Raw genomic sequence first — 23,709 nt, forward strand, 5'->3', positions numbered from 1 at the left:
CGTGATCCGTTCCTTCCGCGCTTCCCTGCTTGCCGTCGCCCTCGTCACTGTCGGCAGCCCCCTTGTCCAGGCCCAGCCGGCCAAGACTGCCGGTGACGATCCGGTTGTCGCCCGGGTGAACGGCCAGCCGATCACGCGCTCCGCCGTGCTGGATTTCTACAGCCAGCTTCCCGCCCCGATGAATCAGATCCCGATCGAGCAGCTGCTGCCCGGCCTGATCAACGAACTGGCTGCCCGCAAACTGCTGGGCATGGCCGCCGAGAAGGCCAAGCTGGCCGATGACCCGGCCGTGAAGGCGCAACTGCAGACCGCGCGCGAGCAGGTGCTACAGCAGGCCTATCTGGACCGCAAGCTGAAGACTGAGCTGACCGAGGCCAAGCTGAAGGCGCGTTACGAAGAGCTGATCAAGGCACAGCCGCCGCAGGAAGAAGTGCATGCGCGCCATATTCTGGCCGCCACCGAAGCCGACGCGAAGCTTGCCCTGGATGAGGTGAAGAAAGGCGCCGACTTTGCCGAGGTTTCCAAGAAGCGTTCGACCGGCCCGACGGCCGCGACCGGCGGCGACCTGGGATTCTTCACCAAGGACAAGATGGTGCCGGAATTCGCCGAGGCCGCCTTCAAGCTGCAGCCCGGCCAGGTAACCGAGGTGCCGGTGCAGACCCAGTTCGGCTGGCATGTCATCAAGGTGGAGGCCCGTCGCAAGGCCGAGGCGCCAAAATTCGAGGATGTACGCAGCCAGGTCTACGAGATCATGGGCAACGAGGTGGTGGAAAAGACCGTTGCCGATCTGCGCAAGGACGCCAAGATCGAAAAATATGACTGGCAGCCGCCGGCTGGCAAACTGCCCGCCATCGCACCGGCCCCCAAGAAGTAACACTACCGCTGGAGAAACGATCATGGCCGCGCATCCGGTTTCCCCGCTCGCGCCGAAGAAGCTTCCCGCCCTGCCGCCGGTTGCCGGCGTGCGTCTGGCCACCGATCATTCCGGCATGCGCTACAAGGGTCGCGATGATCTGCTGCTGATCGAGTTCGCCGCCGGCACCACTGTGGCTGGTGTGTTCACGCGTTCCTCCATGCCCGGCGCGCCGGTGGAATGGTGCCGCAAGATTCTGCCCAAGGGTGCCGCCCGTGCCCTGGTGGTGAATGCCGGCATTGCCAACGTGTTTACCGGCAAGGCCGGCGCCAAGGCAGTGAAAGCCACTGCCGATGGCGCAGCGAAGGCCGTGGGGTGCAAGGCCGGCGAAGTCTATCTCGCCTCAACCGGCGTGATCGGCCAGATCCTGCCGGCCGAAAAGATCGTGGCGCAATTGCCGAAGATGAAGAAGGCCCTGTCGGCCGACGCCTGGGCCAATGCCGCCAAGGCGATCATGACTACCGACACCTTCCCCAAGCTGGCCACGGCAAGCTGCAAGATCGACGGCAAGACCGTGACGGTCAATGGTTTCTGTAAGGGTTCGGGCATGATCGCCCCCGATATGGCGACGATGCTGGCCTTCATTGCCACCGACGCGAAGTTGCCGGCGACCACACTGCAGGCTCTATTGATGGAAGCCAACAACCAGAGCTTCAACTGCCTGACGGTGGATGGCGATACGTCCACTTCGGACACCGTGCTGCTGTTCGCCACGGGCGTGGCCGGCAATGCCCCGGTGGCCAAGGCCAGCGACAAGCGGCTGGCCGATTTTCGCCGCGCCCTGGTTGATGTGATGGCCGAATTGGCGCAACTGGTGGCGCGTGACGGCGAAGGCGCGCAGAAGCTGGTCACCGTAGATGTCACCGGTGCGAAGACTGATGCATCCGCGCGCATCATCGCGCGCGCGATTGCCAATTCGCCGCTGGTGAAAACCGCGATTGCCGGTGCCGATGCCAACTGGGGCCGCATCGTGATGGCTGTCGGCAAATCGGCCGAACCGGCCGACCGCGACAAGCTGATAGTCAAGATCGGCGACAAGCCGGTGACGAAAAACGGTATGGTGCGGCCGGATCACGACGACGCCTATGCCACCAAGCATTTCAAGAGCAGCGACGTGCGCATCGCCGTCGATGTTGGTGTCGGCAAGGGCAAAGCGCGGGTGTGGACCTGCGACCTGACGCACGGCTATATCGACATCAATGCCGACTACCGAAGCTGACGCGCTCTGCCCCGGCGATTCTGCCGCCCTGCTGGCGCCCAAGCCGGTGGTGCTGGTGGTGGCGGTGGCCTTGGTCGACACCGATGGCCGCGTGCTGCTGACCCAGCGGCCAGAGGGCAAGAAGCTGGCCGGCATGTGGGAATTCCCTGGCGGCAAGGTCGAAGCCAACGAAACGCCGGAAGCCGCTCTGATCCGCGAGCTGCACGAAGAACTGCATCTCGATATTTCTGCGGCCTGCCTCGCGCCATTCGCCTTCGCCAGCCATGCCTACGAGGATTTCCACCTGCTGATGCCGCTCTATGTCTGTCGGCGCTGGGTGGGCCAGCCGCAGCCGCGCGAAGGCCAGGCGATGAAATGGGTGCGACCGGTGAAGATGGGCGAATTGCCCATGCCCCCGGCCGACATCCCCCTGGTGGCCATGCTGCGCGACCTGCTGGTCTAGCCGCCGATCTTCTCCAGCGTCGCCGCGTCATATTGCGCGGCATACTCGGCCGAAGGCGGGATCGGTTTGATCACGTCGATCAGCACCCCATTGGGATCGGACAGGATGAAATGGCGTTGGCCGAAATCCTCGTCCCGCAATTCCAGACGGATATCCAGGCCTGCAGCCTTCGCTTTCTCGTATTCACCATCCACGTCGTCCACTTCGAAATTGATCAGCAGACCCTGCACCGGCTTGCGGAAACCGGCGGGGATGGTGGTATGCCCGTGATCGAGGATGGCGAGGTTCACGCGCGGATCGGCCTGGCTGGTCAGATGCACGTACCAGTCATTTTCGAAGGCTGGCGCAAAGCCGAAATGGGGCCGATAGAAGGCTGCAGTTTCCGCCACCTTGGCGGTACAGATCACCGGGTAATAGCTGGTCGGTTTCATGATGGGGCTCCTTTCCTGCATGATCCCGGCTGAAAATCGGGACCTCCTCGATTCGCCGCTGACCGGTCTGGACAGCGAGGAACTGGCTTGATATAAACATACAGGCTGTATGTATGCAAGAGAAGAAGCAAACCAAGGCTGAAAAACACGCCGCGACCCGGGCCGCCCTGCTGGCCACGGCGCGAAGACTGTTTGCTGCTACAGGCTATGCCGGGACCGGCACGGAAGACGTGGTGCGCGAGGCCGGCGTCACACGGGGCGCGCTGTATTACCACTTCGCGGATAAGCGGGCCCTGTTCGAGGCTTTGGTGGAAAGCATCGCGGCCGAGGTGCTGGCTGCCATCGAGGTTGCCGCCGCCAAAGCCGCCTCACCGCTGGATGCCCTGATCAAGGGCAGCGCCGCCTTCCTGGATGCCTGCCTGCAACCGGATGCGCGGCAGATATTCCTCGTGGATGCGCCATCGGTGATCGGCTGGCAGCGCTGGCGCGAGATTGACGGGCGCTATGGCCGCGGTTCGCTGCGCCAGGGGATTGAAGCCGCTCTGGCCGAATTACCCCGGGACCGGCAGATATCCGCCGAGGCACTGACCTTCCTGCTGACCGGCGCGATGAACGAAGCGGTGTTGTGGCTTGCCGAAGCCGAGGATGAAGCGGCCGCACGCAAGGCCGCCGATGCGGCGCTGAACCGCATCCTCACCCTGCTGTTCGAACCGGCACGCTGATCAGTCTTTCGGCCCGGGTCGGCCGCCGAGGGGATATTCCACGGTATCCAATGCCGCCGCCAGCCGGTTGGCCGCCATGCCGGGGCGCAACGGCTTCTGCTGGCTGTCATGGGGCGACCAGCCGGTAAGCGTGATCACCTCGAACCCGGCGGCAATACGACCATCCTCGGCAGGAAAACGCTGCTGATAGATTTCCGCCATGCGCAACAGCGTGGCACGGCGCGTGAATGTTTTGCGGCGCCCCAGTGTCGCATTGGTTTCTCCCATGCCGCGCAGATCGCGCATCAGGCGGAAAGCATCCGCATAAGTGACATGAATCACTTCGCTGTCGGCCACTGGCAGAGCAAAACCGGCACGCTGCAGAAGGGCCGCGCCATCCAGCGTTTCCGCCATGGGCGACACTCGCGGACTTGCACCACCTTCCAGCTCGGATTCAGCAGCCAACCAGGCTTGTCGCAGCTCGCTCAGGGTGGCACCGCCCAGCATCGCCCCCAGGAACAGGCCGTCGGGCTTCAGCGCACGCTGGATCTGGATCAGCGCCCCTGGCAAATCGTTGACCCAGTGAAGGTTCAACAGTGCGATGACGAGGTCGAAACGCTGCCCGGCGAAAGGCAGGAATTCCTCATCCCCCACCACATGCAACGGCGCGTCGGCGGACATGGCATCAAGCGATACCAGGGTTTCGATCCCGCCCCTGCCCTGCAGCCGCCCCTGCAGCCAGACCGTATCGCAGCCCTGCACGAGGGCCAGGGGGAATGTACGGCGGATGTCCTCCAGCCGGTCGAGCAGCCGGTCGGCCACGGCCGCACGCAGGAAATCATATTCTGCGGCCTGTGAGGCCGCACGCTGACGGTGACGCCGCTTCACGGCGCGGTCGAAAATCTGCATAGTGTCGCTCATGGCTTCATTCTGACATGGGCGAAACCATCACGCCAATGCCGTCCCCGCCAAAATCCCGCAAGACCAGAGACACGCCGGCCAAGCCGGCGCGGAACAACCGCAAACGCAAGCCGATCAACCTTGCCCTGCAGGGTGGCGGCACCCATGGCGCTTTCACCTGGGGTGTGCTGGATCGCCTGCTGGAAGAGGACTGCTTCACGATTGAGGGCATCTCCGGTACATCGGCAGGTGCGATGAATGCGGCCGTCCTGGCAAACGGCCTGGCCAAGGGCGGCATAAACGAAGCCCGCCAAGCATTGCATGATTTCTGGCGCCGCGTCGCCGATGCGGCCCGTTTTTCCCCGTTCCGCCCCAGTCTGCTGGATCACTGGTTCAAACTGGGCGGCATTGATTATTCACCCAGCTATCACCTGATGGAACTGAGCAGCCGGATCGCCTCGCCCTACCAGACCGGGCCGAAGGATCACAATCCGCTGCGCAAGATTTTACAACAAAGCCTGGATTGCGAAGCCCTGCACGAATGCACCGCGGTGAAGCTGTTCGTCTGCGCCACCGATGTGCTGAGCGGCAAGATCAAGGTCTTCGACAATACCGAAGTGTCGATCGACGCCCTGCTCGCCTCGGCCTGCCTGCCGCATCTGTTCCAGGCGGTGAAGATCGGCGGCCGGCATTACTGGGATGGCGGCTTCATGGGCAACCCGCCGATCTACCCGCTGATCTACAATTGCGACAGCCGCGATGTGCTGATCGTACAGATCAACCCCATGAACATCCCGTCCCTGCCGAAATCGCCGCAGGCGATCCTCGACCGCGTCAACACCTTAAGTTTCAATTCCAGCCTGGTGCGCGAAATGCGGGCCATCGCCTTCGTGACCCGCATGATCGAAGCCGGCTTCGATGATGGCGGCCGGCTGAAGCGTATGTTCATCCATACCATCGACGCCGAGACACAACTGGCCAAGCTGGGTGCCGCCAGCAAATACAATGTCGACTGGGATTTCCTGCAGGGCCTGTTCGAACTGGGCCGCAGGCAGGCCACACGGTTCCTGCGCCAGCATTACGACAGCGTCGGACGGGCCTCTTCAACCGACATTGTCGCCAAATTCCTCTGAACGCCCAGCGCCGCCATCACCCGTTTCGCCCGCTTGGCCACTTTGCGGGCGCTGAAACCCGGTTTATACAATGCGGAACCCAGGCCGAAACCGGCGGCGCCGGCGGCCTGCCAGCTGGCGAAATCCTCCGGATGGATACCCCCGACCGGCAGCACCGGCAGGCGCGGCGGCAGCACGGCGCGCAGGCTTTTCAGCACCACGGGGCTGGCTGCCTCGGCGGGAAACAGTTTCAGGGCGTCGGCGCCTTCCGCGATCATCGCGAATGCCTCGGTGGGCGTGAACACGCCGGGCACCGCGGCCATGTCGAGCACCTTCGCCTTGTGTACCACCTCGGGATTGGCATTGGGCGCCACGATCAGATGCCCGCCCGACATTGCCACCCGCTTGATGCAGCCGGGATCGATCACGGTGCCGGCGCCGATCAGGGCGCGGTCACCGAAATGCTTGGAAAGCGCCGCGATACTATCCATCGGATCTGGCGAATTGAGCGGCACTTCGATGATCCGGAAACCTGCCTCGAACAAAGCACCCCCGATCTCGACAGCTTCATCGGGGCGGATGCCACGCAATATGGCGATCAGCGGGCATTCCTGCAGCCAGGCCGAAAAGCTTTTCATGGCGCCCTCCCAGGCTGTTTATTCCAGCACTGTGGTTTTATCCCGGCAGAAGGCGGCTCAGACGGTACAGGCCGCGAGCCGCGGCATCTTCCGGAGCGATGGCGGCCGGTATTCCGAGCCAGCCGCAGGCTTTAAGATAGCGTTTCGCCAGATTCTGGCCAGCGATGATTTGCAATTCGCCGCGCCATTCGGTGCCGCGCAACTCATGCCCGACGAGCAGTCCGGAAAGAAAATCGGGTGCCGCCGTGATGGTCAGTTCCCCGAACAGGCGCCGGCTGCGCACCCCGAACAGGTGGTGCAGCAGCCCGCCCGGCTGCCCCGAGGCAAGTACGCCGGCATGAAACCCCGCTTCGTCAAAATCACTCGGCTCCTGCGGCAACATGGCCGCGATCAGCCCGTGGTTCGACAGCAGCGCATAGATCTCTCCGGTCATCATCGTGGAAAAACCGGCCACGCGGCCATCCAGCATGCGCACATGCTTGGAGTGGGTGCCAGGCAAGATGGCCATCACTGTACTCACCGGCAGGTCGAGACCAAAAAGCTGAATCTCTTCGCCCCGCATCACATCGGGTACCCCGTCGGCGTCTCGGCAGGACAGGCCGGGAACGATATGACCAACCCGCTCCTTGCCGATTTCAACCGTACAGAGCGCTGCGGCCAGATCGGCCAAGCCCGCCGGGCAGGCCACATAAGCCGCCTCGCGCCAGCCCTGCCGGCTGCCCACCATGCCAGACAACAACACCGGGCCGGAATCCACCGCCAGCCAGTCGCCGATCCGCTGTTGCAAGACGGCCGGGTAATCGGTGCGTTGCAGACCGGCGATACCGGAATCAGCTTCGCGGCGTTCCAGCACTGCCCCATCGGCCGCGATACGATAGGCACGGAAATTACTGCTGCCCCAATCAATGCCGATCATTGATTGTTCCGATCATCTGCCGATGTCTGCCATCGGCCAGACGCAGCCAGATCAGGCCACCAGCCGGCGGCCGCTGGCAGCATCGAACAGATGCACACGATCGAGCTGCGGCACCATATGCAGCGTCTCGCCCGCTGTGAAACCACGCCGCTCGCTGAATACCCCGCAGATTTGCGCCCCGCCCAGTTCGGCATAGACAAAGGTGTTGGCGCCGGTCGGCTCCACCACCTCCACCCGCGTAGGCAGGCCGCTGCCATTCACCGGCGTCAGATGTTCCGGCCGAAAACCATAGACCACGGGCTGACCGTCATGGCCCGCCGCGGCGCCATCCAGCGGCAGGTCGATCCCTGCCTCGGTCGCCACCCAGGAACGGCCGCCGTCGCGGCGCAGAACCCCACAGATCAGGTTGATCGCCGGCGACCCGATGAACCCTGCCACGAACAGGTTGGCCGGCGTATCGTAAAGCTCCAGTGGTGTGCCGATCTGCTCCACGATACCGTCATGCATCACCACGATGCGGTCAGCCATGGTCATGGCCTCGATCTGGTCATGGGTCACATAGATCGACGTGGTGCGAAGCTGCTGGTGCAGAGCCTTGATCTCGGTGCGCATCTGCACACGCAGCTTGGCATCCAAGTTGCTCAGCGGCTCGTCGAACAGAAAGACCTGCGGATTGCGCACAATGGCACGACCCATGGCGACGCGCTGGCGCTGGCCGCCGGACAGCTGCTTCGGATAGCGGTCAAGAAGTTCGGTCAGGCTGAGAATCTCGGCAGCACGCTGCACCCGCTCGGCGATCACATTTTGCTCGGCTTTGCGCAGCTTCAGCGAGAAGCCCATATTCTCGCGCACCGTCATATGCGGATACAGCGCGTAATTCTGGAACACCATGGCGATGTCGCGATCCTTTGACGGCACGTGGTTGACCACGCGGTCACCGATCCGGATGGAGCCGCCCGATATTTCTTCCAGTCCCGCGATCATGCGCAGCAGGGTCGACTTACCGCAGCCTGACGGGCCGACCAGAACGACGAACTCGCCGTCCGGAATCGCGATATCGATGCCGTGGATCACTTCCAGCGCGCCATAGCGCTTGCGCACGGCCTCCACACTCACACTCGCCATCTCGAACTCCCTGTCACTCTTTCTTATCGTTGCCCTGTTTACGACTTCACTGCCCCCGCAGTGAGTCCGGAGACCATGTAGCGCCGGAATGCATAATAGATAGCCGCTGGAGGCAGGGCATAAACAGCACCTGTCGCCATCAGCACATTGAATGGCGCATCGTCGGTGGTGAGGAAATGCCCCAAAGCCACGGCCAGAGTGATCTCCTTATCCGCCGACAGCAGCAGGAAGGCATAGAGATACTCGTTCCAGGCCAGCAGTAATGCATATGTGCCGATCGCCACCAATGATGGCGCCATGAGCGGCAGATAGATCAGGCGGAAAATCTGCAGCGGACTTGCACCGTCGATGCGCGCGGCTTCATCCAGCTCGTAGGGCAGCTTGTCGGCATATTGCTTCAGCACCCAGATCGCATAAGGCGAGGCGAAGGTCACCATGGTAAAAATCAGCGACCATTGCGTGTTCAGCAGGCCGTATATGCCCATCACCTTGTACATCGGGATGGCCAGGAAAGCCGGCGGGATCAGGTAGGTCGCCAACGCCATGTTGGAAACCAGCCGCCCGCCCCGCACCCTCAGCCGGCTGATGGCGAAAGTGGCAGTTGCAGAGATCGCCAGCGTGATGAGGCAGACCATCACGGCGACGAAAGCGCTATTCCACAATTGCTGCCAGAAATGCTCCAGATAATAGTGACCCTGCTCCACCACTGTTTCGTAGTTTTCCAACGTCGGTCGAGACGGCCAGATAGCGCCTGCGAAGGTTTCCACCCGAGGCGTGATCGACATGACGAACAGGTGGTAGATCGGGATCAGGGTCCAGACCAGAATCAAAACGCCAACCAGGGCAAGCCGCCCTTCGTTCAATATCTTCCTCATGGCTGCTCGCCCTTTTTCATACGGCGCAGCATGAGGATCAGCAGCGGCAACATGACAGGCAGCGCCACGACGACGGTTGAAACACCGACCTCGACCTCCGACATGCCGAAGGCATAGCGAATGCCCAAGGTCGCAAGGGTCTGGGTCGCATCGGCCGGGCCGCCGCCAGTGAGCAGATAGATCGAGTTGAAGTCGCCCAGGCTCATGATAGTCGAGAGGAGGGTACAGGTGATGTAGAGATTCCGCATGCTGGGGAAGGTGACATAACGGAACTTCTGCAACCCGCTGGCCCCGTCCACATCGGCGGATTCATAGAGGTCTTTCGGGATCGCCAGCCGGCCGGCCAGCATGATCAGCGTCCAGAACGGCAGGTATTTCCAGATGTGGACCACACAGATCATGGCCAGACCGCTCCAACGGTCGAGCAGCCAGTTAGGTCCGTCTTCCAGCGTGAAACGGAAAATCAGCGAATTGATCATCCCCCATTCCGCATTCAGCATCCAGCGGAAGGACAGGATGGTAGGAATAGAGGGAATCGCCCAGGGCAGGATGAAGATCACACTGAGCCAGCGGATCCAGCGTTGCTCATGCACAAAGAAACCCGACAGCAGCAGCGCCAAAAACAACTTCAGGTTCACCGCCACACCAAGAAACACCGCCGTATTGACGATGGTGCGCAGGAAAATCGGATCGTCCCACAGACGCAGAAAACTTTTTGGATTACTGCCCAGGATAAGGCCGTAGCCCACCGGATAGATCACCAGCGCGAGGAACAGAACAATATAGGGGACCAGGAAAATCAGACCCCAGGTTGCCTCTTGCGAGAGGCGGCCTGGGGCCTTTTCCCCGGCTTGCACGTCGGTAACTGCAACCACGACGATCAGCCGCTACTTACAACGTCAGCCTTCGACGAGCTGCTTGATGCGGGCGAACATCTCGTCCACAGCCTGCTCGGGCGAAACCTTGTCCTGCACCACCCGCGACATCGCGCGACCCCAGACATTCTCTGCATTCACCGTGGTGAACTTGTAGTTATAGACGAACTGGAACGGCACGGTGGGCTGCTTCACGAACTGCTGGTAGACGTTCTTGCGATGCTGATCTTCCTGCCAGAAGGGGCGTTCCGCCGCTTCCTTGGTCACCGGGAACCAGCGGCCGAGCGAGCCTTCCGTATACGGGATCAGGTTCTCGGGCTGGGACAGGAAGGCGAGGAACTCCTTGCCCCGCTTCTTGTTCGGCGCATCGGCGAACACCACGGCCAGCTTGATCGACACCAGGTTGGGCAACGGCTTGCCATCGGGCTTGGCGGGCCAGTTGGTGGTGCGGATCAGGTCGTAGTAATTGACCTTGGCCTGCGCACGATCCTTCTCCTCCTTGGCATTCATCATGTCGTCCATGTGTTTGCCGGGCAGCGAGATGGTCGCGTTATGCGTCATCGGGGTGGTCTTGTTATGGAAGGCCACGTTGTTGTCGACATCCTTCCACGACAGCGAACCGGGCGGCGTGCAGCCCTTGATCACGATATCCGTGTAGTCCTTCAGCGCGGCAACCATGCCGGCCTTGACCTTCGGATCGTTGATCAGCAGCTTGCCGTCCTTGTCGACCGGCGAGGCGTCATACGCATTCACGTAAGACAGGAAGCTGAAGAAGGTGTCGGAAGCTTCCACCGAGGAGGGATGTCCGATACCGTAGACGCGCTTGCCCTTGGCACGCAAAGCCGGCTGCACCTTGTCGCACCAGAAGGACCAGTAGCCCTTCCAATCCTTCGGAATGTCGCTTTCCTTGAAACCGGCATCCTCGACCATGTCTTTCCAGTAATTGGCGTGCATGGTCTGCTGATAGATTGGCATGCCGTAATAGGCGCGCTTGCCGCCCGGTCCCTGCAGGAAGGCAGTGTCCAGCACGCCAGGCAGGAACTTATCCTTGTTCGGCGTGATGATGTCGGAGAGATCCTCCAACTTGCCTTCATAGGCCCACTTGCCGGCCGTGCGGAAATCGAAGGTCCAGCCAAAAGCGGCATCGGGCGGCGACTTGGCTTCGACGGCCGACACCGATTTGGTGATTATGTCTTCCACGCCGAACAGGCTGAGTTCGACCTTCACACCGGTCTTCTGCTGGAAACGCTCGATCACCGCGTTCAGCGCGGTATCCTCGGCGGGATAAAACCCCTTGTTGAACCAGATGGTGAGTTTTTCCTGCGCCAGTGCCGGTGTGGCACCGGCCAGTACGGCGGCGGCGACTACCCACCCCGCGGTTTTACGCATGGCTGACTTACGCATTTTTTTATTCCTCCCTGCCTGACCCGTTGTGGGTTTTTTGTGTCGGTTTTCAATGCGACGTGGCACACCTTCGTAGCATCTCATATATCAGTCTAGCCAGCACAAAATCGCCTGCCAAGCCCTGATTCCTTCGACTTAGAGCTGACGCGTACTTGTTGCTCAGCGATACATGCGCTGCTTGCGTGCCTGTTCAGTGATTATGCCGCGGCACACCAAAAGTTTCGGCAATACGCTGATATCCCGTGGCAAAATCCAGGCAACCGCCTGTGGACAATTGTCCGACATAGCGGCGCTGCAATTCCTGCCATGGCGTCTGGTTCACCAGTTGCGGGGACTTCCAGGCCTTACGCCTTTTCTCCAGTTCTTCACTGGAGATCATGATATCCGCTTTACGCTTGGCCAGGTCGATGCGGATTCGATCCCCCGTCTTCAGCAGCGCGAGTCCACCGCCGACCGCAGCCTCAGGCGAGGCATTGAGGATCGACGGACTGGCCGAAGTGCCGCTCTGGCGGCCATCGCCGATGCAGGGCAACAGGTTGATGCCCTGCTTCACCAGACGATCCGGCGGCAGCATGTTCACCACTTCCGCCGCACCCGGATAGCCAACAGGGCCGGTATTGCGGATCACCAGGATACTGTTTTCGTCGATCGGCAGGGCTGGATCATTGATCCGGGCGTGATAATCCTCCGGCCCTTCGAACACGATGGCGGTACCCTCAAAAGCATCGGGATCACCCGGTCGTTCCAAGTATTGGCGGCGGAATTCTGCCGAGATCACTGAAGTTTTCATTACCGCCGAATCGAACAACGTACCCGACAACACGGCGAAACCGGCCTCAGGCAGCAGCGGCTGGGCGTACGGCCGGATCACGTCGCGATCCTCGCAGACCGCATCCTTCACGTTCTCGCCCATGGTGCGGCCATTCACCGTGATGACATCGGCATGCAGCTTGCCGGCTTCCAGCAGCTCGCGCATCACCACAGGCACACCACCGGCGCGGTGGAAACCCTCACCCAGATGCGCGCCTGCGGGCATGCAGTTCACCAGCAGCGGGATGTGATAGCCCACCTTGTCCCAGTCCTTCACATCCAATTCCACGCCCATATGCCGGGCGATGGCATTCAGATGCGGCGGGCAGTTGGTGGAGGCGCCCAGCGCGCTGGCCGCCACGATGGCATTCTCGAAGGCCTTGCGCGTCATGATCTTAGAGGGTCGCAGGTCCTCATGCACGATTTCCACCGCACGCCGGCCGGTCTCGTAGGCCATCTGGGCGCGTTCGCGGTACGGCGCCGGGATAGAAGCGCAGCCTGGCAGCGACATGCCCAGGGCCTCGGCCATGCTGTTCATGGAAAGCGCCGTGCCCATGGTGTTGCAATGGCCCGGGCTGGGCGCGGAAGAAGCCACCATGGCCAGGAACTCGTCGTAATTGATGCGGCCGGCAGCCAGCTCCTGACGCGCATACCAGATCACCGTGCCCGAACCGGCCAACTGGCCCTTATACCAGCCATCCAGCATCGGTCCGCCCGACAGCACGATGGCTGGGATGTCCACCGTGGCAGCGGCCATCAGCATGCCCGGCGTCGTCTTGTCGCAACCGGTAGTGAGCACCACACCATCAAGCGGATAGGAATAGAGCAGTTCCGCCAGGCCGAGATAAAGCAGGTTGCGGTCCAGCGCCGCCGTCGGGCGCTTGCCGGTTTCCTGAATCGGATGGGTTGGAAACTCGAAAGGAATGCCGCCGGCATCGCGAATGCCATCGCGCACACGCTTGGCCAGCTCGATATGGTGGCGGTTGCATGGCGACAGGTCGCTGCCCGACTGGGCAATGCCGATGATCGGCTTGCCGCCACGCAGTTCGGCCAGCGTCAGGCCGAAATTGAGGTAGCGTTCCAGATACAGTGCCGTCATGCCGGGATCATGCGGGTTGTCGAACCATTCCCGGCTGCGCAGCGTTTTTTTCTTCTTCTCGGTCATTGCTTCACTCCCTCAACGCGGTATCGCTAGGCTGGCCTGACCAGCCGCTCGCGATGCAGAACAAACAGGCCGCTGGCGACGATGATGCCGGCACCGACAAGCATCGGCATGGTCGGCAGGTCGGCGAAGAACAGCCAGCCGAGCAGGATCGCCCAGAGCAGCGAGGTATAGGTATAGGGTACCACCACGGCGGCGGGCGCCAGCCGCAGGGCTTGGTTCATGCTCATATGCGCCAGCGTCGCCACCACCCCGATCAATGCCAGATAGGCAATATCCAGCATGCCTACCGGCGACCAGCCCCAGGGCAGGGTCAGCAGCCCCGCCGCGCCAACGGCCAGCGTGTGATAGACGATCAGCGACAACGCGCCGGTCGAGCGCAGCTTGCGCGTGGCGATCATCATCAGGGCATAGGCCAGGCTGCCGGCCAGCGCGATCAACGCCGGCGCCGTGAAGACACCCGCCTGCGGCTGCAGCACCAGCAGAACGCCACCGAAGCCCACCGCCACGGCGATGCCGCGCCACCAGCCGACGGTCTCGCCCAGCAATGGGATGGCCAGCACAGTGACGATCAGCGGCGTAGCCTGATACACCGCCATCACATCGGCCAACGGCAGATGCCGCACGGCGAGGTAGAAGCACGCCACTTCCGCCACGATCAATGCCAGGCGAATGGCGTGCCGGCCGGGCTGTTCCAGTAAAAAGACCTGGCGCCAGCCGGCGCGGTGGACCATCGGCAGCAGGATCGCCAATGCGGCAGCGGAACGGATGAACAGCAACTGGCCAACGGCCACGCTGGCCACCATCCATTTGCCCAGCGCATCGTTGAAGGTGAACAGCGCGGTGCCCAGCAACATGAACAGGATACCGCGCCAATGGCCGGCCTCCTGTTGTATAGGCGCGGCATCGGCCATGCTGCGTTCAGCCACTCTTGCGCTCCCGGCCACGCGCCTGTTCCTGCAGGATGATCTGATAATCGCGGGAGGCCGCGCGGATATGCACGCCGAGCAGGTTCAAGGCCTTGGTCCGCTCGCGGGCTTTGAGCAGTTTCACGATATTCTGGTGTTCGGCAAGCGAGTCGCCCACCGTGCGCTCTTTCGATGTGACGCTGGCACGCAAAGCCTGGATCTTCATTTCGAGCTGCTGATGCGCCAGCGTCAGGAAGCGGTTGTTGGCGCGGGCCAGAATATGACGATGATATTCGGTATCCAGTCGGCGATAGGCAGGAATGTCGCCATCTGCAATGGCCTTGGCCATGCGCTTGACATTCTGCTCCAGCGCATCGACCAGCCCAGCCTCGTCATTGGTTAGCGCATCGCGCAGGGCCGCACTTTCCAGGATGACGCGATACTGGCACATCTCGGCCGCTTCGTCGGGTTCCAGCGAAAAAACGAAACTGCCGCGTTGCGGCTGGATGTCGACCAGTCCCTCCAGCTTGAGCTGCAGCAGGGCCTCGCGTACCGGCGTCTTGGAAATACCGAGCTGGGCGGCCAGCACATTTTCCGACAGCGCCTCGCCGAGCATCAGTTCGCCATTGGTGATCCGGTTGCGGACGTGGTCCTTCACCAACTCGGTGAGGGATTTCGGGCGCTCCAGCCGGGTGGAGCGAACCGCACTGTTCTTTGCCATGACGGCCTGACCTTTTTCCTGCCTTTCCAGCACCGTAGCAGCGGGCCCCGGCAGCCTCAAGATAATATCTGATATGTCAGTTGGCTTGCTCGCGCGGCCAGTCTCGGCTAGGAAGGACCGGACAGGAGGCTGTTGCGATTATGGGATGCGATATTCTCTGTCTCGGCGAAGCCATGGTGGAATTCAACCAGACCGCCGGGACAAACAGCGACCAGTATCTGCGCGGCTTTGGTGGCGATACCTCGAACTGCGCGATTGCCGCGGCCCGCCAGGGCGCCCATGCCGGCTACTGCACCCTGCTGGGCCGCGACCCCTTCGGCGATCTGCTGCTCGATCTGTGGCGCCAGGAGGGCGTGGACACCAGCACTGTCGGCCGCCGCGAGGATGCCGCTACGGCAATCTACTTCGTCACCCATAGCGAGCGCGGCCATACCTTCACGTATTACCGCAGGGACTCGGCGGCCAGCCGGATGACCCCCGCCGACCTGCCCGGCGACGCGCTGGAAGCCACCAGGATATTACATGTATCGGGCATCACGCTGGCGGTCAGCACCAGCATGCGCGATACGGCGATGGCGGCGATCGCGCGCATGCGCAAGGCCGGCCGGCAGGTATCCTTCGACACCAACCTGCGCCTGAAGCTCTGGCCGCTGGAAACCGCGCGCGAAGCCATCCATGCCGCATTGAAGCTTTCGGATATCGCCCTGCCCAGCCTGGAGGATGCGACGGCCCTAAGCGGCTTGAGCGAACCGGTGACAATCCTCGATTACTACCGCGCCATGGGCGTTCCGCTGGTGGTGCTGAAATGCGGCGCCGACGGCGTGCTGATCGCCAATTCGGACGGTCGTTGGCGACTGCCCGGCCATCGTGTGCTGACGCTGGACGCCACCGGCGCCGGCGATTGCTTCGATGGCGCCTTCCTGGCCGAACTGGTGCGCGGCGCCAGTGCATTGGATGCCGCCAGCTATGCCAATGCAGCGGCCGCACTCACCACCATCGGCTACGGCGCGGTGGCGCCGATTCCGCGCCGCACTGCCGTCGAAGCCTACTTCCGCTCGGTTGGCCGCGCCGCGCCGGAACCATTCTGATCCGGCGCAGTTGGTTCAGGCGCGATAACTCCGCGCCGTCTGGCGCTGTTCACCCAGCCCCGCAATGCCAAGATGGATGGTGTCGCCATCCTTCAGATAGACTGGCGGCTTCTGTCCCATACCGACGCCCGGCGGTGTACCGGTGGAGATGATATCGCCCGGCTGCAGCGACATGAACTGGCTTAAGTAACTCACCAGATAACGCACCCCATAGACCATGGTCTTGGTCGACCCGTTCTGGAAACGCTTGCCATTCACGTCGCAGAACATGGCCAGGTCCTGCGGATCAGGCACCTCATCAGCGGTGACCAGCCACGGACCGATAGGCCCGAAACTATCGGCGCTCTTGCCCTTGGTCCATTGGCCATGACGCTCGGTCTGGAAGGCGCGTTCCGAGACGTCGTTGATCACGCAATAGCCGGCGACATGCTTCATGGCGTCGGCCTCGCTGACATAGCGCGCTTCGCTGCCGATCACCACGCCGAGTTCCACTTCCCAGTCAGTCTTCTGCGAATTCTTCGGAATGATCACGTCGTCATTCGGTCCGGTGATCGCCGAGGTCGCCTTCATGAAGATGATCGGCTCGGGCGGCACGGTCGCACCGGTCTCGGCAGCATGATCGGAATAATTCAGGCCGATGCAGATGAACTTGCCGACCCGGTTGACGCAGGGGCCCAGGCGCGGATTGCCCGGCACCGCTGGCAAAGCCATGGGATCGAGCGATTTCAGCTTGGCCAGTCCAGCCGGGGTCAGTGTGCTGCCGGCAATATCCGGCACCACGGTGGAGAGATCGCGGATGGTACCCGATGCATCGAGCAGGCCCGGCTTTTCCTGGCCCGTCGGGCCGTAGCGCAACAGTTTCATCGTCAGTCTCCCTGAATGTCAGCTAGGAATCAGATCGACCAGCCACCGTCGATGACGTGGATGGTGCCTGTGGTGAAGGCGGATTCATCAGATGCGAGATATACCGCCAGCGCAGCGATCTCCTCGGCACTGCCAAGGCGGCCGAGTGGCTGGCGCGCCACGAAGCCGGCGCGGGCCTGCTCGACGCCACCCACGGCCGCGGCCTGCGCAGCGATACGGTCGTCCAACGAAGGCGTCTGGATCGTTCCCGGGCAGATCGCATTGGCGCGGATGCCCTGCTTGATGAAATCGATGGCCAGCGATTTGGTCAGACCAATCACGGCGGCTTTCGTGGTGCCGTAGACGAAGCGGTTCGGCGCACCTTTCACGGAGGAGCAGGCCGAGGACATGTTGACGATGGATCCGCCCTTGCCGCGCTCGATCATCGCCGGCAGCAGCGCCCGGGCTAGGCGGTACATCGCCCGCACATTGAGGTCGAAGGAAAAATCCCAATCTTTCTCTTCTGTCTCAAGGATCGTGCCGTGATGCACGAAGCCGGCGCAGTTAAATAGGATGTCCACGGCCCCGACTTCGGCGGCGAACGCTGCAATGGCAGCCGGATCCATCACGTCAAGTCTGCGCGTGCGGATATTCGGCAGGCTGCCAAGCTCCTTCAGCTTGGCTTCATTCAGATCGGTGGCGATTACCTTTGCTCCCTCGCGTGCGAATGCGATGGCCGAAGCACGACCGATACCCTGCGCGGCTGCGGTCACCACCGCCGTCTTGCCTTCCAGACGCATGCTGTCTCCTGCTGCTTTAAGCGACCGCCGGCAGGCAGGCCGGGCCGATCGGTTCAAAACTCTTGTAGGTGAGGATGAATTCCTGGTGCCCAAGACCTTCCGACCGGGTCATCTCGCCGGCGCCGACCCGCTTGATCAGGTCGAAAATCTCGCGCCCGACCGTGTCAAGGTCGGCCTGCCCTTCCAGGATTCGGCCGGCATTCACATCCATGTCGTCGGCCATACGCGCGTAAGTACGTGGATTGGCGCAGACCTTGATCACCGGCGCCAGCGCCGACCCCACCACCGAACCTCGCCCAGTGGAGAACAGGATCACATGCGAGCCGCAGGCGATCAGTTCGGCAATCTCGGCGTTGTCGCTGATATTGGGAAAGCCGAACCGCACCTCGCCATCGGGAACGACATCCAGCAGATACAGCCCGCCGCGCGGCGGAATATCGCCCGGTTTGATGATGCCGCTGATCGGTGAGGCGCCGCTCTTGGCATAGGCGCCCAGCGATTTCTCCTCGATGGTTGTCAGCCCACCATCGGCATTGCCCGGCGCGAAACTGGGATAGCCCAGCGTCTCGTAATAGCGGGCCGCCTTGGCGACACAGGCTTTCAGTTCCCGGCCCAGCTCCGGCGTGACGGCGCGTTCAGCCATCCAGTCTTCCATGCCGATCAGCTCGCCGGTTTCCTCGAAGATTGCCGCGGCTTTTTCCTGCACCAGGAAATCGAAAGCCCGGCCCATGGCAGGATTGGCTGTCAGACCAGAGGTGGCATCCGAACCGCCGCAGATGGTGCCGACCACCAGTTCGGAAACATCCATAGGTTCGGTCGGCTGTGCCGCCAATTCCTTCAACCGCGCTTCCACCCAGGCGCGGCCCTTGTCGATGGTCGCCCGCGTACCGCCGTTTTCCTGGATCGCCAGCAGCTCGACCGGGCGCCCGCTCTCCCTGATCGTGCGCTCCAGCAGTTTCTTGTTGAAACCCTCGCAGCCCAGCGACACCAGCAGCACGGCGCCCACATTGGGGTGCGTACACAGGCGCTGCATCATCTTCAGGGCATAGGCATTGGGATAGCAGCCTGGGAAGCCGATCACATGAGCGCCCTGCTCGCGGTAAGGCCAGGCGATCTCCTTCACCACGTGATGGGCACATTCCACCAGATAGGCCACCGCCACATAATTGCGAATGCCCTTGCGGCCATCGGCACGCCGCCATCCACGCATCGTCACATCGTTCATGGAGCAGCCTCCACCGCCACCGTATTGGGCATGTAATCGCTGGCGACATTGTGATTGTGCACATAGTCGCCCAGCGCAATATCCGCCGTCGCGCGTCCGATCGGCGCGCCGTATTTCACAATCTTCTCGCCGGCGGCAATATCGCGCACCGCGATCTTGTGGCCGAAGCCCAGGGCCCGCTGCAGCCGCACCTTGCGTCCCGCGACCTGCAGTTCCGTCTCGGCCGGGATTTCCAGCCGCGCCACCGCGATATTGTCGCCCGGCGCCAGCACCAGCAGGCGCGGGTCGGTTGCCGGATCAGAACTTGCCATATTTCAGATACGCCTCCTGCGGATCCATGCCGGCCATGATATTCCGACGTACTTCGCCTTCGGTGCCCATCACCTCTTCGGTGCGGGCGATCACTGCCTCGGCCATCGCGGCAGGGACCACCACCACGCCATCGCGGTCGGCAATCACGTAATCGCCGGTGGATATCGTCACGCTTCCGATGGAAATTGGCGTGCCGAAGAAATCGGGTACCCAGCGCGCAACGATATCGGATGGCGTGAAGAAACTGCACCAGACCGGAAAACCGATCTGCTCCACCATCGCAGCATCGCGACAACCGCCATCGACGATATAGCCGCGCACGCCCTTGAGCTGCAGCGCCGAGGCTGACAATTCGCCCATCAGCGCGATCTCATGGTTATGCGGCTGGCAGACCACCACCTGGCCCGGGGGGGCCTTGGACAAAACACCGGTCCATTCCAGCAGGGTCTCGTGGGCGGATTTGGTACGGTCGATATGGCCGCTGACCGTCCAGATACGGCCGGCCAGTGTCTGCGATGGATTGAGCGGGCGGATTTCCGGCGGCAGCACACAATTGTCGTGCCCCTGGCTGCGCAGCACGTCATGCACCGCCGAGGCATAACAACGGCCCAGGCGGTCAGCCAGCGGATCGTCGAGCAGCCTCGTCCCGGGCATTGTCTCTCCCATCTGATATATCAGTTGGACAGACTTTAGCCAGATTCCCCCGCCCTGGCTAGTCGCCGGACATAGCGGTTGCTGCCCCCTGCCCGGCGGGCAGATAATGAAGCCGGCAGGTGAGGGATAACGGGAAGGACACAGCCATGATCAAAAAAATCGCACTGGCCCTGGCCATCGTCGTGCTCGCCATCGCTGGCGCGGCCTATTACTTCGCCTCCAATCTCGACAGCCTCGTGAAGGCCGTGATCGAACGGTATGGTTCGGAAGCGACCCAGACGCGCGTGACACTCAAATCGGTCGAACTCAAACCCACATCCGGCAGCGGCAGCCTGAGCGGCCTGGTGGTCAGCAACCCCAAGGGCTTCAGCGGGCCGGAAGCGATCTCCCTGGGCGATATCCGCGTGACGCTGGATATCGGCAGCCTGCAATCCAACCCGATCATCATCAAGGACGTGCAGATCATCCAGCCGTCGATCAGTTATGAATATGCCAGCGGCGGCGGCAATCTGGAGACCATCCAGAAGAACGTGCAGGCCTATGCGGCCAAGTTTGGCGGCGGCCAGACCGAACCGAAGCCCGGGGCGGCATCCGGCGGCGGGTCCGCCAGCAAGCAGCCCGAGCGCAAGGTGATCATTGAGAACCTGGTGATCCGCGATGGCAAAATCGCCGCCAGCCATGCGGCATTACAGGGCCGCGCCATCTCAGCCAGCCTGCCCACCATCCAATTGAAGGATATCGGCAAGGGCAGCAATGGTGCCACCCCGGCCGAGGTGGCTGAAAAGGTTCTCGGCACGATCAGTGCCCAGGCATCCCGTGTCGCCACCGGCGAATTGCAAAAGCAACTCGGCAATCTGCTGAAGGACCCAACCGGCGCCATCGGCGGTGCCGCAGGTGGCGCGGCTGGCGGCGCGGCCGAAAAGCTGAAGGGCCTGCTGGGCAAATAGCCAAGACGAAAACGCATAAGAGCCATCGCCAAATGATATGGCGACAACCGTCGTCGGCGGGCCGGCATCGGGTTAACATGCCGGCCCGTTCTTATTGCCCACAGTTTCCATGATCAATCCTGTCTGGCACGGCGCCCTGGCCGGGCTTTGTGCGCTTCTGGTCGGCATCGGCTTCGCGCGCTTCGGTTATACGCCGCTGATCCCCGTTCTGATCGAACGCGACTGGCTCAGCGCCGCTGATGCGGCCTATCTGGGCGCCACCAATCTGGCCGGCTATGTCGGCGGCAGCCTGCTGGCCGCCTCGCTCGCACGGCTGATGCCTGTGGCGGTGCTCACCCGCTGCGCCATGGTTCTGACGGGCCTGAGCCTGCTGGCCTGCGCCCTGCCCTGGGGTTTTGCCTGGTTCGCGCCATGGCGTTTCCTGGCTGGTTTCACCGGCGGCATCCTGATGGTGGCCGCCGTGCCACTGATGTTGGCACGCGCGCCGGCCACGCATCGGGCGCGTAGCAATGGCATCGTCTTTACCGGGGTCGGCATCGGCGTGATCGCTTCAGGCACGTTGGTGCCGGCGCTGGCCATCCATGGGCCGATGCCGATATGGCTGGGCCTAGGCCTGCTCACCCTGATGCTGGCGGCACTGACCTGGCGGCAATGGGGCATCGAGCCGGTGGCCATGCCGGCACAGACCGGTGCGGCACCGCGCAACTTTACCCTGCCGGTCGCGCTGCTGCTGGCGGCCTATACCATCGATTCCGCCGGCTTCGTGCCGCATACCGTATTCTGGGCCGACTATATCGCGCGTGGCCTGGGTCGCGGCGTCGCGGCCGGCGGACTGTTCTGGGTGTTCTTCGGCATCGGCGCGTTATGCGGTCCGCTGCTGGCCGGATTGATCGCCGAGCGTTTCGGCTTCTATCGCAGCATCGTCAGCGTGCTGCTGGTCAAGTCCGCCGCCGTTTCCATCCCGTTGTTCAGCACGCATCCGGTGGCATTGGCCGTTTCGGCCATCACCGTGGGCGCCTTCACGCCCGGCATTTCGGCATTGGCCTCGGGTCGCGTCGCCGAACTGGTTGGTTTCGCCGCGCACCGCCAGGTCTGGGGTTGGCTCACTGGCGGTTTCGCGCTCTCATCCGCCGCTGTCGGTTACGCCTTCTCTTATCTGTTCGACCACACCGGCTCATACAATCTACTCTTCGCCCTCGGCGCGGCCGGATTGTTCATCGCCATGCTGCTCGCGGCGACGGCGCGCCAGAAACCCGCCATCGATTGATCAGGCCAGCGACGTCAGCACCTCGGAGCCACGCGTCAGCGTCTGATGCACCGGGCATTTATTGGCAATCTCCAGCAGGCGCTGACGCTGTTCCTCGCTCAGATCGCCTTCCAGTGTGATCACGCGCTCGAAGCGGTCAAGCGGCTTGCCGTCGCTGCCTGTGATCTTGCTGTGCCGCACCTGCACCGAACTGCGTGCCAGCGGCCATTGCTTGCGTTCGGCATACATGCGCATCGTCATCGCCGTGCAGGCGCCCAGGCCCGACATCACAAGCTCATATGGATCCGGGCCGGTATCGCGGCCGCCAAGACTTTCCGCTTCATCCGCCGCCATCACGTGCCGGCCGGCCACAATGATCTGTCCATAAGGACCAAGGCCGCTTTCACCGACCGAAACCTCACGGGCCTTTGCTGCTGTGCTCATGTCAGATTGTCCTGCTGGCTTGATGAAGAAAAATGCGACGCCACGCCAATCACCTGACTGGCTTGCGTGCCACCAGATCGATCAGTGCCGACATGCCATCGTGGCCACGGCCTTCTTGGATAACACTGTCATGCGAGGCCAGATGCAAGACCTCCCAGTCGTTGAATGCCTGCTCAAGCAGATCCCGGGTATACAGGTTTTCCACTTGCGACGGGCCACCGGTGCGATAGTTCAGTTGCTCGGGCCGATAGCCTTGCAAAAGTAACAATCCGCCCGGTTTCAGGGCCTGATGAATGCCGGCAAAGATGCGCGCGCGCAGGTCAGGATTGGCGAACTGGATGAAGATCGCGGCCACCACGTCGTAAACCGCTTCCGGCCAGTCCCATTGAGACAGATCGGCCTGCTCGGTTTCCAGTGCCACGCCCTGGCTCGCCGCCAGCCGCCGGGCCTTTTCCAGGGCCACACCGGAGAAATCGATGGCATGAACCTGCAGCCCCTGCCGGGCCAGCCAGACGCCATTCCGCCCCTCCCCGTCGGCGACGGCCAGGGCGCGTCCTTTCGCGGGCAGGCGGAAGGCCTGGCTGGCCAGGAAGGCGTTCGGTTCGGTGCCGAACAGGTAATCCGGCCCCGAAAAGCGGTTGTCCCAGAAATCCTGCGCCATCGTTTTAATTCCCCTTGTCTTTCACGGAGATAGACACCTGAGCGAAAATGTCCACCTGCTGCGTTGACATATATATTCGAATTTACTAAATTAGCTATTACTAAATTAGTTAAACCCCGGAGCCCGTCATGAACATCGACCGCATGGTTTTCGCCTTCGCCGGCATCGTCATTCTCGCCAGTCTGGCCCTGTCGCAGTATCACAACGTGAACTGGCTGTGGCTGACCGCCTTCGTCGGCGCCAACATGCTGCAGGCCGCCTTCACCGGCTTCTGCCCGCTGGCGATGGTCCTGAAGCTGGCCGGCCGCCAGCCCGGCTGCGCCTTCAAGTAAGCGGA

Annotated in this window: 27 protein-coding genes; 9 read left to right on the plus strand and 18 right to left on the minus strand. The window is 62.3% G+C overall.

All coding sequences use genetic code 11. The annotated features are described in order from the left end of the window. Position 1: 1 nt before the first annotated feature. Genes ACK4FJ_RS03985 through ACK4FJ_RS03995 form a run of 3 tightly spaced genes read left to right on the plus strand, consistent with a single transcriptional unit; the run spans position 2 to position 2,574 of the window. Positions 2-874, plus strand: coding sequence for a peptidylprolyl isomerase (locus tag ACK4FJ_RS03985; protein ID WP_409764365.1), 873 nt, complete (start codon positions 2-4; stop codon positions 872-874). A gap of 22 nt (positions 875-896) precedes the next feature. Continuing rightward, positions 897-2,132: a bifunctional glutamate N-acetyltransferase/amino-acid acetyltransferase ArgJ gene (gene argJ, locus ACK4FJ_RS03990; protein WP_409764367.1), complete on the plus strand. Its 1,236-nt coding sequence runs from the start codon at positions 897-899 to the stop codon at positions 2,130-2,132. After that, positions 2,113-2,574 carry a (deoxy)nucleoside triphosphate pyrophosphohydrolase gene (locus ACK4FJ_RS03995; protein WP_409764370.1) on the plus strand — a complete coding sequence of 154 codons (462 nt, stop codon included), beginning with the start codon at positions 2,113-2,115 and terminating at the stop codon, positions 2,572-2,574. The genes argJ and ACK4FJ_RS03995 overlap by 20 nt, the downstream gene beginning before the upstream one ends. On the opposite strand, the gene ACK4FJ_RS04000 is transcribed toward ACK4FJ_RS03995, so the two are convergent. Continuing rightward, positions 2,571-3,005, minus strand: a complete 435-nt coding sequence (locus ACK4FJ_RS04000) for a VOC family protein (protein WP_409764373.1) — start codon at positions 3,003-3,005, stop codon at positions 2,571-2,573. The two genes, ACK4FJ_RS03995 and ACK4FJ_RS04000, sit on opposite strands and share 4 nt — an antisense overlap. A 113-nt stretch (positions 3,006-3,118) precedes the next feature. On the opposite strand from ACK4FJ_RS04000, the gene ACK4FJ_RS04005 reads away from it, so the two are divergent. Next, complete coding sequence (locus ACK4FJ_RS04005; RefSeq protein WP_409764376.1) at positions 3,119-3,727, plus strand: TetR/AcrR family transcriptional regulator; 609 nt, start codon at positions 3,119-3,121, stop codon at positions 3,725-3,727. Here ACK4FJ_RS04005 and ACK4FJ_RS04010 read toward each other — a convergent pair whose 3' ends face one another. Next, complete coding sequence (locus ACK4FJ_RS04010) at positions 3,728-4,627, minus strand: methyltransferase domain-containing protein (RefSeq protein WP_409764379.1); 900 nt, start codon at positions 4,625-4,627, stop codon at positions 3,728-3,730. Positions 4,628-4,641: 14 nt separating this feature from the next. On the opposite strand from ACK4FJ_RS04010, the gene ACK4FJ_RS04015 reads away from it, so the two are divergent. Then, positions 4,642-5,739, plus strand: a complete 1,098-nt coding sequence (locus ACK4FJ_RS04015; RefSeq protein ID WP_409764381.1) for a patatin-like phospholipase family protein — start codon at positions 4,642-4,644, stop codon at positions 5,737-5,739. Here the strand turns inward: ACK4FJ_RS04015 and ACK4FJ_RS04020 are convergent. The 9 genes from ACK4FJ_RS04020 to ACK4FJ_RS04060 all read right to left on the minus strand — a co-directional run bounded on the left by ACK4FJ_RS04020 (position 5,685) and on the right by ACK4FJ_RS04060 (position 15,152). Further along, positions 5,685-6,356 carry a 2-dehydro-3-deoxy-6-phosphogalactonate aldolase gene (locus ACK4FJ_RS04020; RefSeq protein ID WP_409764383.1) on the minus strand — a complete coding sequence of 224 codons (672 nt, stop codon included), beginning with the start codon at positions 6,354-6,356 and terminating at the stop codon, positions 5,685-5,687. The two genes, ACK4FJ_RS04015 and ACK4FJ_RS04020, sit on opposite strands and share 55 nt — an antisense overlap. A gap of 37 nt (positions 6,357-6,393) precedes the next feature. Further along, entirely contained in the window at positions 6,394-7,272 is an 879-nt protein-coding gene (locus ACK4FJ_RS04025; RefSeq protein WP_409764386.1) for a 2-dehydro-3-deoxygalactonokinase, read from the minus strand. A 51-nt stretch (positions 7,273-7,323) separates the two neighbouring features. Beyond that, the gene (locus ACK4FJ_RS04030; RefSeq protein WP_409764389.1) at positions 7,324-8,397 is read right to left on the minus strand and encodes an ABC transporter ATP-binding protein; all 1,074 of its coding nucleotides are present in this window, start codon (positions 8,395-8,397) and stop codon (positions 7,324-7,326) included. Positions 8,398-8,435: 38 nt separating this feature from the next. Continuing rightward, on the minus strand, positions 8,436-9,272 hold the full coding sequence (locus tag ACK4FJ_RS04035) for a carbohydrate ABC transporter permease (RefSeq protein WP_409764392.1): 837 nt from the start codon (positions 9,270-9,272) through the stop codon (positions 8,436-8,438). Continuing rightward, the gene (locus ACK4FJ_RS04040; protein ID WP_409764395.1) at positions 9,269-10,147 is read right to left on the minus strand and encodes a carbohydrate ABC transporter permease; all 879 of its coding nucleotides are present in this window, start codon (positions 10,145-10,147) and stop codon (positions 9,269-9,271) included. Before ACK4FJ_RS04040 ends, ACK4FJ_RS04035 begins: the two co-directional genes overlap by 4 nt. 24 nt (positions 10,148-10,171) lie before the next feature. Continuing rightward, entirely contained in the window at positions 10,172-11,551 is a 1,380-nt protein-coding gene (locus ACK4FJ_RS04045) for an ABC transporter substrate-binding protein (RefSeq protein WP_409764398.1), read from the minus strand. Between the two features lie 190 nt (positions 11,552-11,741). Further along, complete coding sequence (locus tag ACK4FJ_RS04050) at positions 11,742-13,526, minus strand: IlvD/Edd family dehydratase (RefSeq protein WP_409764401.1); 1,785 nt, start codon at positions 13,524-13,526, stop codon at positions 11,742-11,744. Between the two features lie 26 nt (positions 13,527-13,552). Further along, on the minus strand, positions 13,553-14,452 hold the full coding sequence (locus ACK4FJ_RS04055; protein WP_409764404.1) for a DMT family transporter: 900 nt from the start codon (positions 14,450-14,452) through the stop codon (positions 13,553-13,555). Then, complete coding sequence (locus ACK4FJ_RS04060; RefSeq protein WP_409764407.1) at positions 14,445-15,152, minus strand: GntR family transcriptional regulator; 708 nt, start codon at positions 15,150-15,152, stop codon at positions 14,445-14,447. The genes ACK4FJ_RS04055 and ACK4FJ_RS04060 overlap by 8 nt, the downstream gene beginning before the upstream one ends. A 140-nt stretch (positions 15,153-15,292) precedes the next feature. Here ACK4FJ_RS04060 and ACK4FJ_RS04065 point away from each other — a divergent pair, with 140 nt between their 5' ends. After that, the gene (locus tag ACK4FJ_RS04065; RefSeq protein ID WP_409764410.1) at positions 15,293-16,240 is read left to right on the plus strand and encodes a sugar kinase; all 948 of its coding nucleotides are present in this window, start codon (positions 15,293-15,295) and stop codon (positions 16,238-16,240) included. Between the two features lie 15 nt (positions 16,241-16,255). Here the strand turns inward: ACK4FJ_RS04065 and ACK4FJ_RS04070 are convergent, their stop codons facing one another. Genes ACK4FJ_RS04070 through ACK4FJ_RS04090 form a run of 5 tightly spaced genes read right to left on the minus strand, consistent with a single transcriptional unit; the run spans position 16,256 to position 20,074 of the window. Continuing rightward, positions 16,256-17,104 (minus strand): fumarylacetoacetate hydrolase family protein, encoded by an 849-nt coding sequence (locus ACK4FJ_RS04070; RefSeq protein ID WP_409764413.1) that lies wholly within the window; start codon positions 17,102-17,104, stop codon positions 16,256-16,258. 29 nt (positions 17,105-17,133) lie between these two features. Then, complete coding sequence (locus ACK4FJ_RS04075) at positions 17,134-17,883, minus strand: SDR family oxidoreductase (protein ID WP_409764416.1); 750 nt, start codon at positions 17,881-17,883, stop codon at positions 17,134-17,136. Between the two features lie 16 nt (positions 17,884-17,899). Beyond that, positions 17,900-19,108 (minus strand): UxaA family hydrolase, encoded by a 1,209-nt coding sequence (locus ACK4FJ_RS04080; protein ID WP_409764419.1) that lies wholly within the window; start codon positions 19,106-19,108, stop codon positions 17,900-17,902. Then, on the minus strand, positions 19,105-19,419 hold the full coding sequence (locus tag ACK4FJ_RS04085; RefSeq protein ID WP_409764422.1) for a UxaA family hydrolase: 315 nt from the start codon (positions 19,417-19,419) through the stop codon (positions 19,105-19,107). Before ACK4FJ_RS04085 ends, ACK4FJ_RS04080 begins: the two co-directional genes overlap by 4 nt. After that, positions 19,406-20,074, minus strand: coding sequence for an RraA family protein (locus tag ACK4FJ_RS04090; protein WP_409764425.1), 669 nt, complete (start codon positions 20,072-20,074; stop codon positions 19,406-19,408). The genes ACK4FJ_RS04085 and ACK4FJ_RS04090 overlap by 14 nt, the downstream gene beginning before the upstream one ends. Before the next feature lie 146 nt (positions 20,075-20,220). On the opposite strand from ACK4FJ_RS04090, the gene ACK4FJ_RS04095 reads away from it, so the two are divergent. Continuing rightward, positions 20,221-21,021 carry a hypothetical protein gene (locus tag ACK4FJ_RS04095; RefSeq protein WP_409764428.1) on the plus strand — a complete coding sequence of 267 codons (801 nt, stop codon included), beginning with the start codon at positions 20,221-20,223 and terminating at the stop codon, positions 21,019-21,021. A 109-nt stretch (positions 21,022-21,130) separates the two neighbouring features. Further along, positions 21,131-22,288 (plus strand): YbfB/YjiJ family MFS transporter, encoded by a 1,158-nt coding sequence (locus tag ACK4FJ_RS04100; RefSeq protein WP_409764431.1) that lies wholly within the window; start codon positions 21,131-21,133, stop codon positions 22,286-22,288. On the opposite strand, the gene ACK4FJ_RS04105 is transcribed toward ACK4FJ_RS04100, so the two are convergent. Next, entirely contained in the window at positions 22,289-22,711 is a 423-nt protein-coding gene (locus tag ACK4FJ_RS04105; protein ID WP_409764434.1) for an OsmC family protein, read from the minus strand. A gap of 49 nt (positions 22,712-22,760) precedes the next feature. Beyond that, positions 22,761-23,372, minus strand: a complete 612-nt coding sequence (locus tag ACK4FJ_RS04110; protein ID WP_409764437.1) for an SAM-dependent methyltransferase — start codon at positions 23,370-23,372, stop codon at positions 22,761-22,763. Positions 23,373-23,500: 128 nt separating this feature from the next. Here ACK4FJ_RS04110 and ACK4FJ_RS04115 point away from each other — a divergent pair, with 128 nt between their 5' ends. Beyond that, positions 23,501-23,704 carry a DUF2892 domain-containing protein gene (locus tag ACK4FJ_RS04115; RefSeq protein ID WP_409764440.1) on the plus strand — a complete coding sequence of 68 codons (204 nt, stop codon included), beginning with the start codon at positions 23,501-23,503 and terminating at the stop codon, positions 23,702-23,704. Positions 23,705-23,709: the final 5 nt, after the last annotated feature.

Origin of the sequence: Ferrovibrio sp. (assembly GCF_046297595.1) — a bacterium.
Classification (GTDB): Bacteria; Pseudomonadota; Alphaproteobacteria; order Ferrovibrionales; family Ferrovibrionaceae; genus Ferrovibrio.

Bases quoted from the DNA above. Each gene is read 5' to 3' on its own strand.
- argJ (WP_409764367.1), top strand. From the start codon at position 897: ATGGCCGCGCATCCGGTTTCCCCGCTCGCGCCGAAGAAGCTTCCCGCC.
- ACK4FJ_RS03995 (WP_409764370.1), top strand. From the start codon at position 2,113: ATGCCGACTACCGAAGCTGACGCGCTCTGCCCCGGCGATTCTGCCGCC.
- ACK4FJ_RS04000 (WP_409764373.1), bottom strand. From the start codon at position 3,005: ATGAAACCGACCAGCTATTACCCGGTGATCTGTACCGCCAAGGTGGCG.
- ACK4FJ_RS04005 (WP_409764376.1), top strand. From the start codon at position 3,119: ATGCAAGAGAAGAAGCAAACCAAGGCTGAAAAACACGCCGCGACCCGG.
- ACK4FJ_RS04010 (WP_409764379.1), bottom strand. From the start codon at position 4,627: ATGAGCGACACTATGCAGATTTTCGACCGCGCCGTGAAGCGGCGTCAC.
- ACK4FJ_RS04015 (WP_409764381.1), top strand. From the start codon at position 4,642: ATGGGCGAAACCATCACGCCAATGCCGTCCCCGCCAAAATCCCGCAAG.
- ACK4FJ_RS04020 (WP_409764383.1), bottom strand. From the start codon at position 6,356: ATGAAAAGCTTTTCGGCCTGGCTGCAGGAATGCCCGCTGATCGCCATA.
- ACK4FJ_RS04025 (WP_409764386.1), bottom strand. From the start codon at position 7,272: ATGATCGGCATTGATTGGGGCAGCAGTAATTTCCGTGCCTATCGTATC.
- ACK4FJ_RS04030 (WP_409764389.1), bottom strand. From the start codon at position 8,397: ATGGCGAGTGTGAGTGTGGAGGCCGTGCGCAAGCGCTATGGCGCGCTG.
- ACK4FJ_RS04035 (WP_409764392.1), bottom strand. From the start codon at position 9,272: ATGAGGAAGATATTGAACGAAGGGCGGCTTGCCCTGGTTGGCGTTTTG.
- ACK4FJ_RS04045 (WP_409764398.1), bottom strand. From the start codon at position 11,551: ATGCGTAAGTCAGCCATGCGTAAAACCGCGGGGTGGGTAGTCGCCGCC.
- ACK4FJ_RS04050 (WP_409764401.1), bottom strand. From the start codon at position 13,526: ATGACCGAGAAGAAGAAAAAAACGCTGCGCAGCCGGGAATGGTTCGAC.
- ACK4FJ_RS04060 (WP_409764407.1), bottom strand. From the start codon at position 15,152: ATGGCAAAGAACAGTGCGGTTCGCTCCACCCGGCTGGAGCGCCCGAAA.
- ACK4FJ_RS04065 (WP_409764410.1), top strand. From the start codon at position 15,293: ATGGGATGCGATATTCTCTGTCTCGGCGAAGCCATGGTGGAATTCAAC.
- ACK4FJ_RS04070 (WP_409764413.1), bottom strand. From the start codon at position 17,104: ATGAAACTGTTGCGCTACGGCCCGACGGGCCAGGAAAAGCCGGGCCTG.
- ACK4FJ_RS04075 (WP_409764416.1), bottom strand. From the start codon at position 17,883: ATGCGTCTGGAAGGCAAGACGGCGGTGGTGACCGCAGCCGCGCAGGGT.
- ACK4FJ_RS04080 (WP_409764419.1), bottom strand. From the start codon at position 19,108: ATGAACGATGTGACGATGCGTGGATGGCGGCGTGCCGATGGCCGCAAG.
- ACK4FJ_RS04085 (WP_409764422.1), bottom strand. From the start codon at position 19,419: ATGGCAAGTTCTGATCCGGCAACCGACCCGCGCCTGCTGGTGCTGGCG.
- ACK4FJ_RS04090 (WP_409764425.1), bottom strand. From the start codon at position 20,074: ATGCCCGGGACGAGGCTGCTCGACGATCCGCTGGCTGACCGCCTGGGC.
- ACK4FJ_RS04095 (WP_409764428.1), top strand. From the start codon at position 20,221: ATGATCAAAAAAATCGCACTGGCCCTGGCCATCGTCGTGCTCGCCATC.
- ACK4FJ_RS04100 (WP_409764431.1), top strand. From the start codon at position 21,131: ATGATCAATCCTGTCTGGCACGGCGCCCTGGCCGGGCTTTGTGCGCTT.
- ACK4FJ_RS04105 (WP_409764434.1), bottom strand. From the start codon at position 22,711: ATGAGCACAGCAGCAAAGGCCCGTGAGGTTTCGGTCGGTGAAAGCGGC.
- ACK4FJ_RS04110 (WP_409764437.1), bottom strand. From the start codon at position 23,372: ATGGCGCAGGATTTCTGGGACAACCGCTTTTCGGGGCCGGATTACCTG.
- ACK4FJ_RS04115 (WP_409764440.1), top strand. From the start codon at position 23,501: ATGAACATCGACCGCATGGTTTTCGCCTTCGCCGGCATCGTCATTCTC.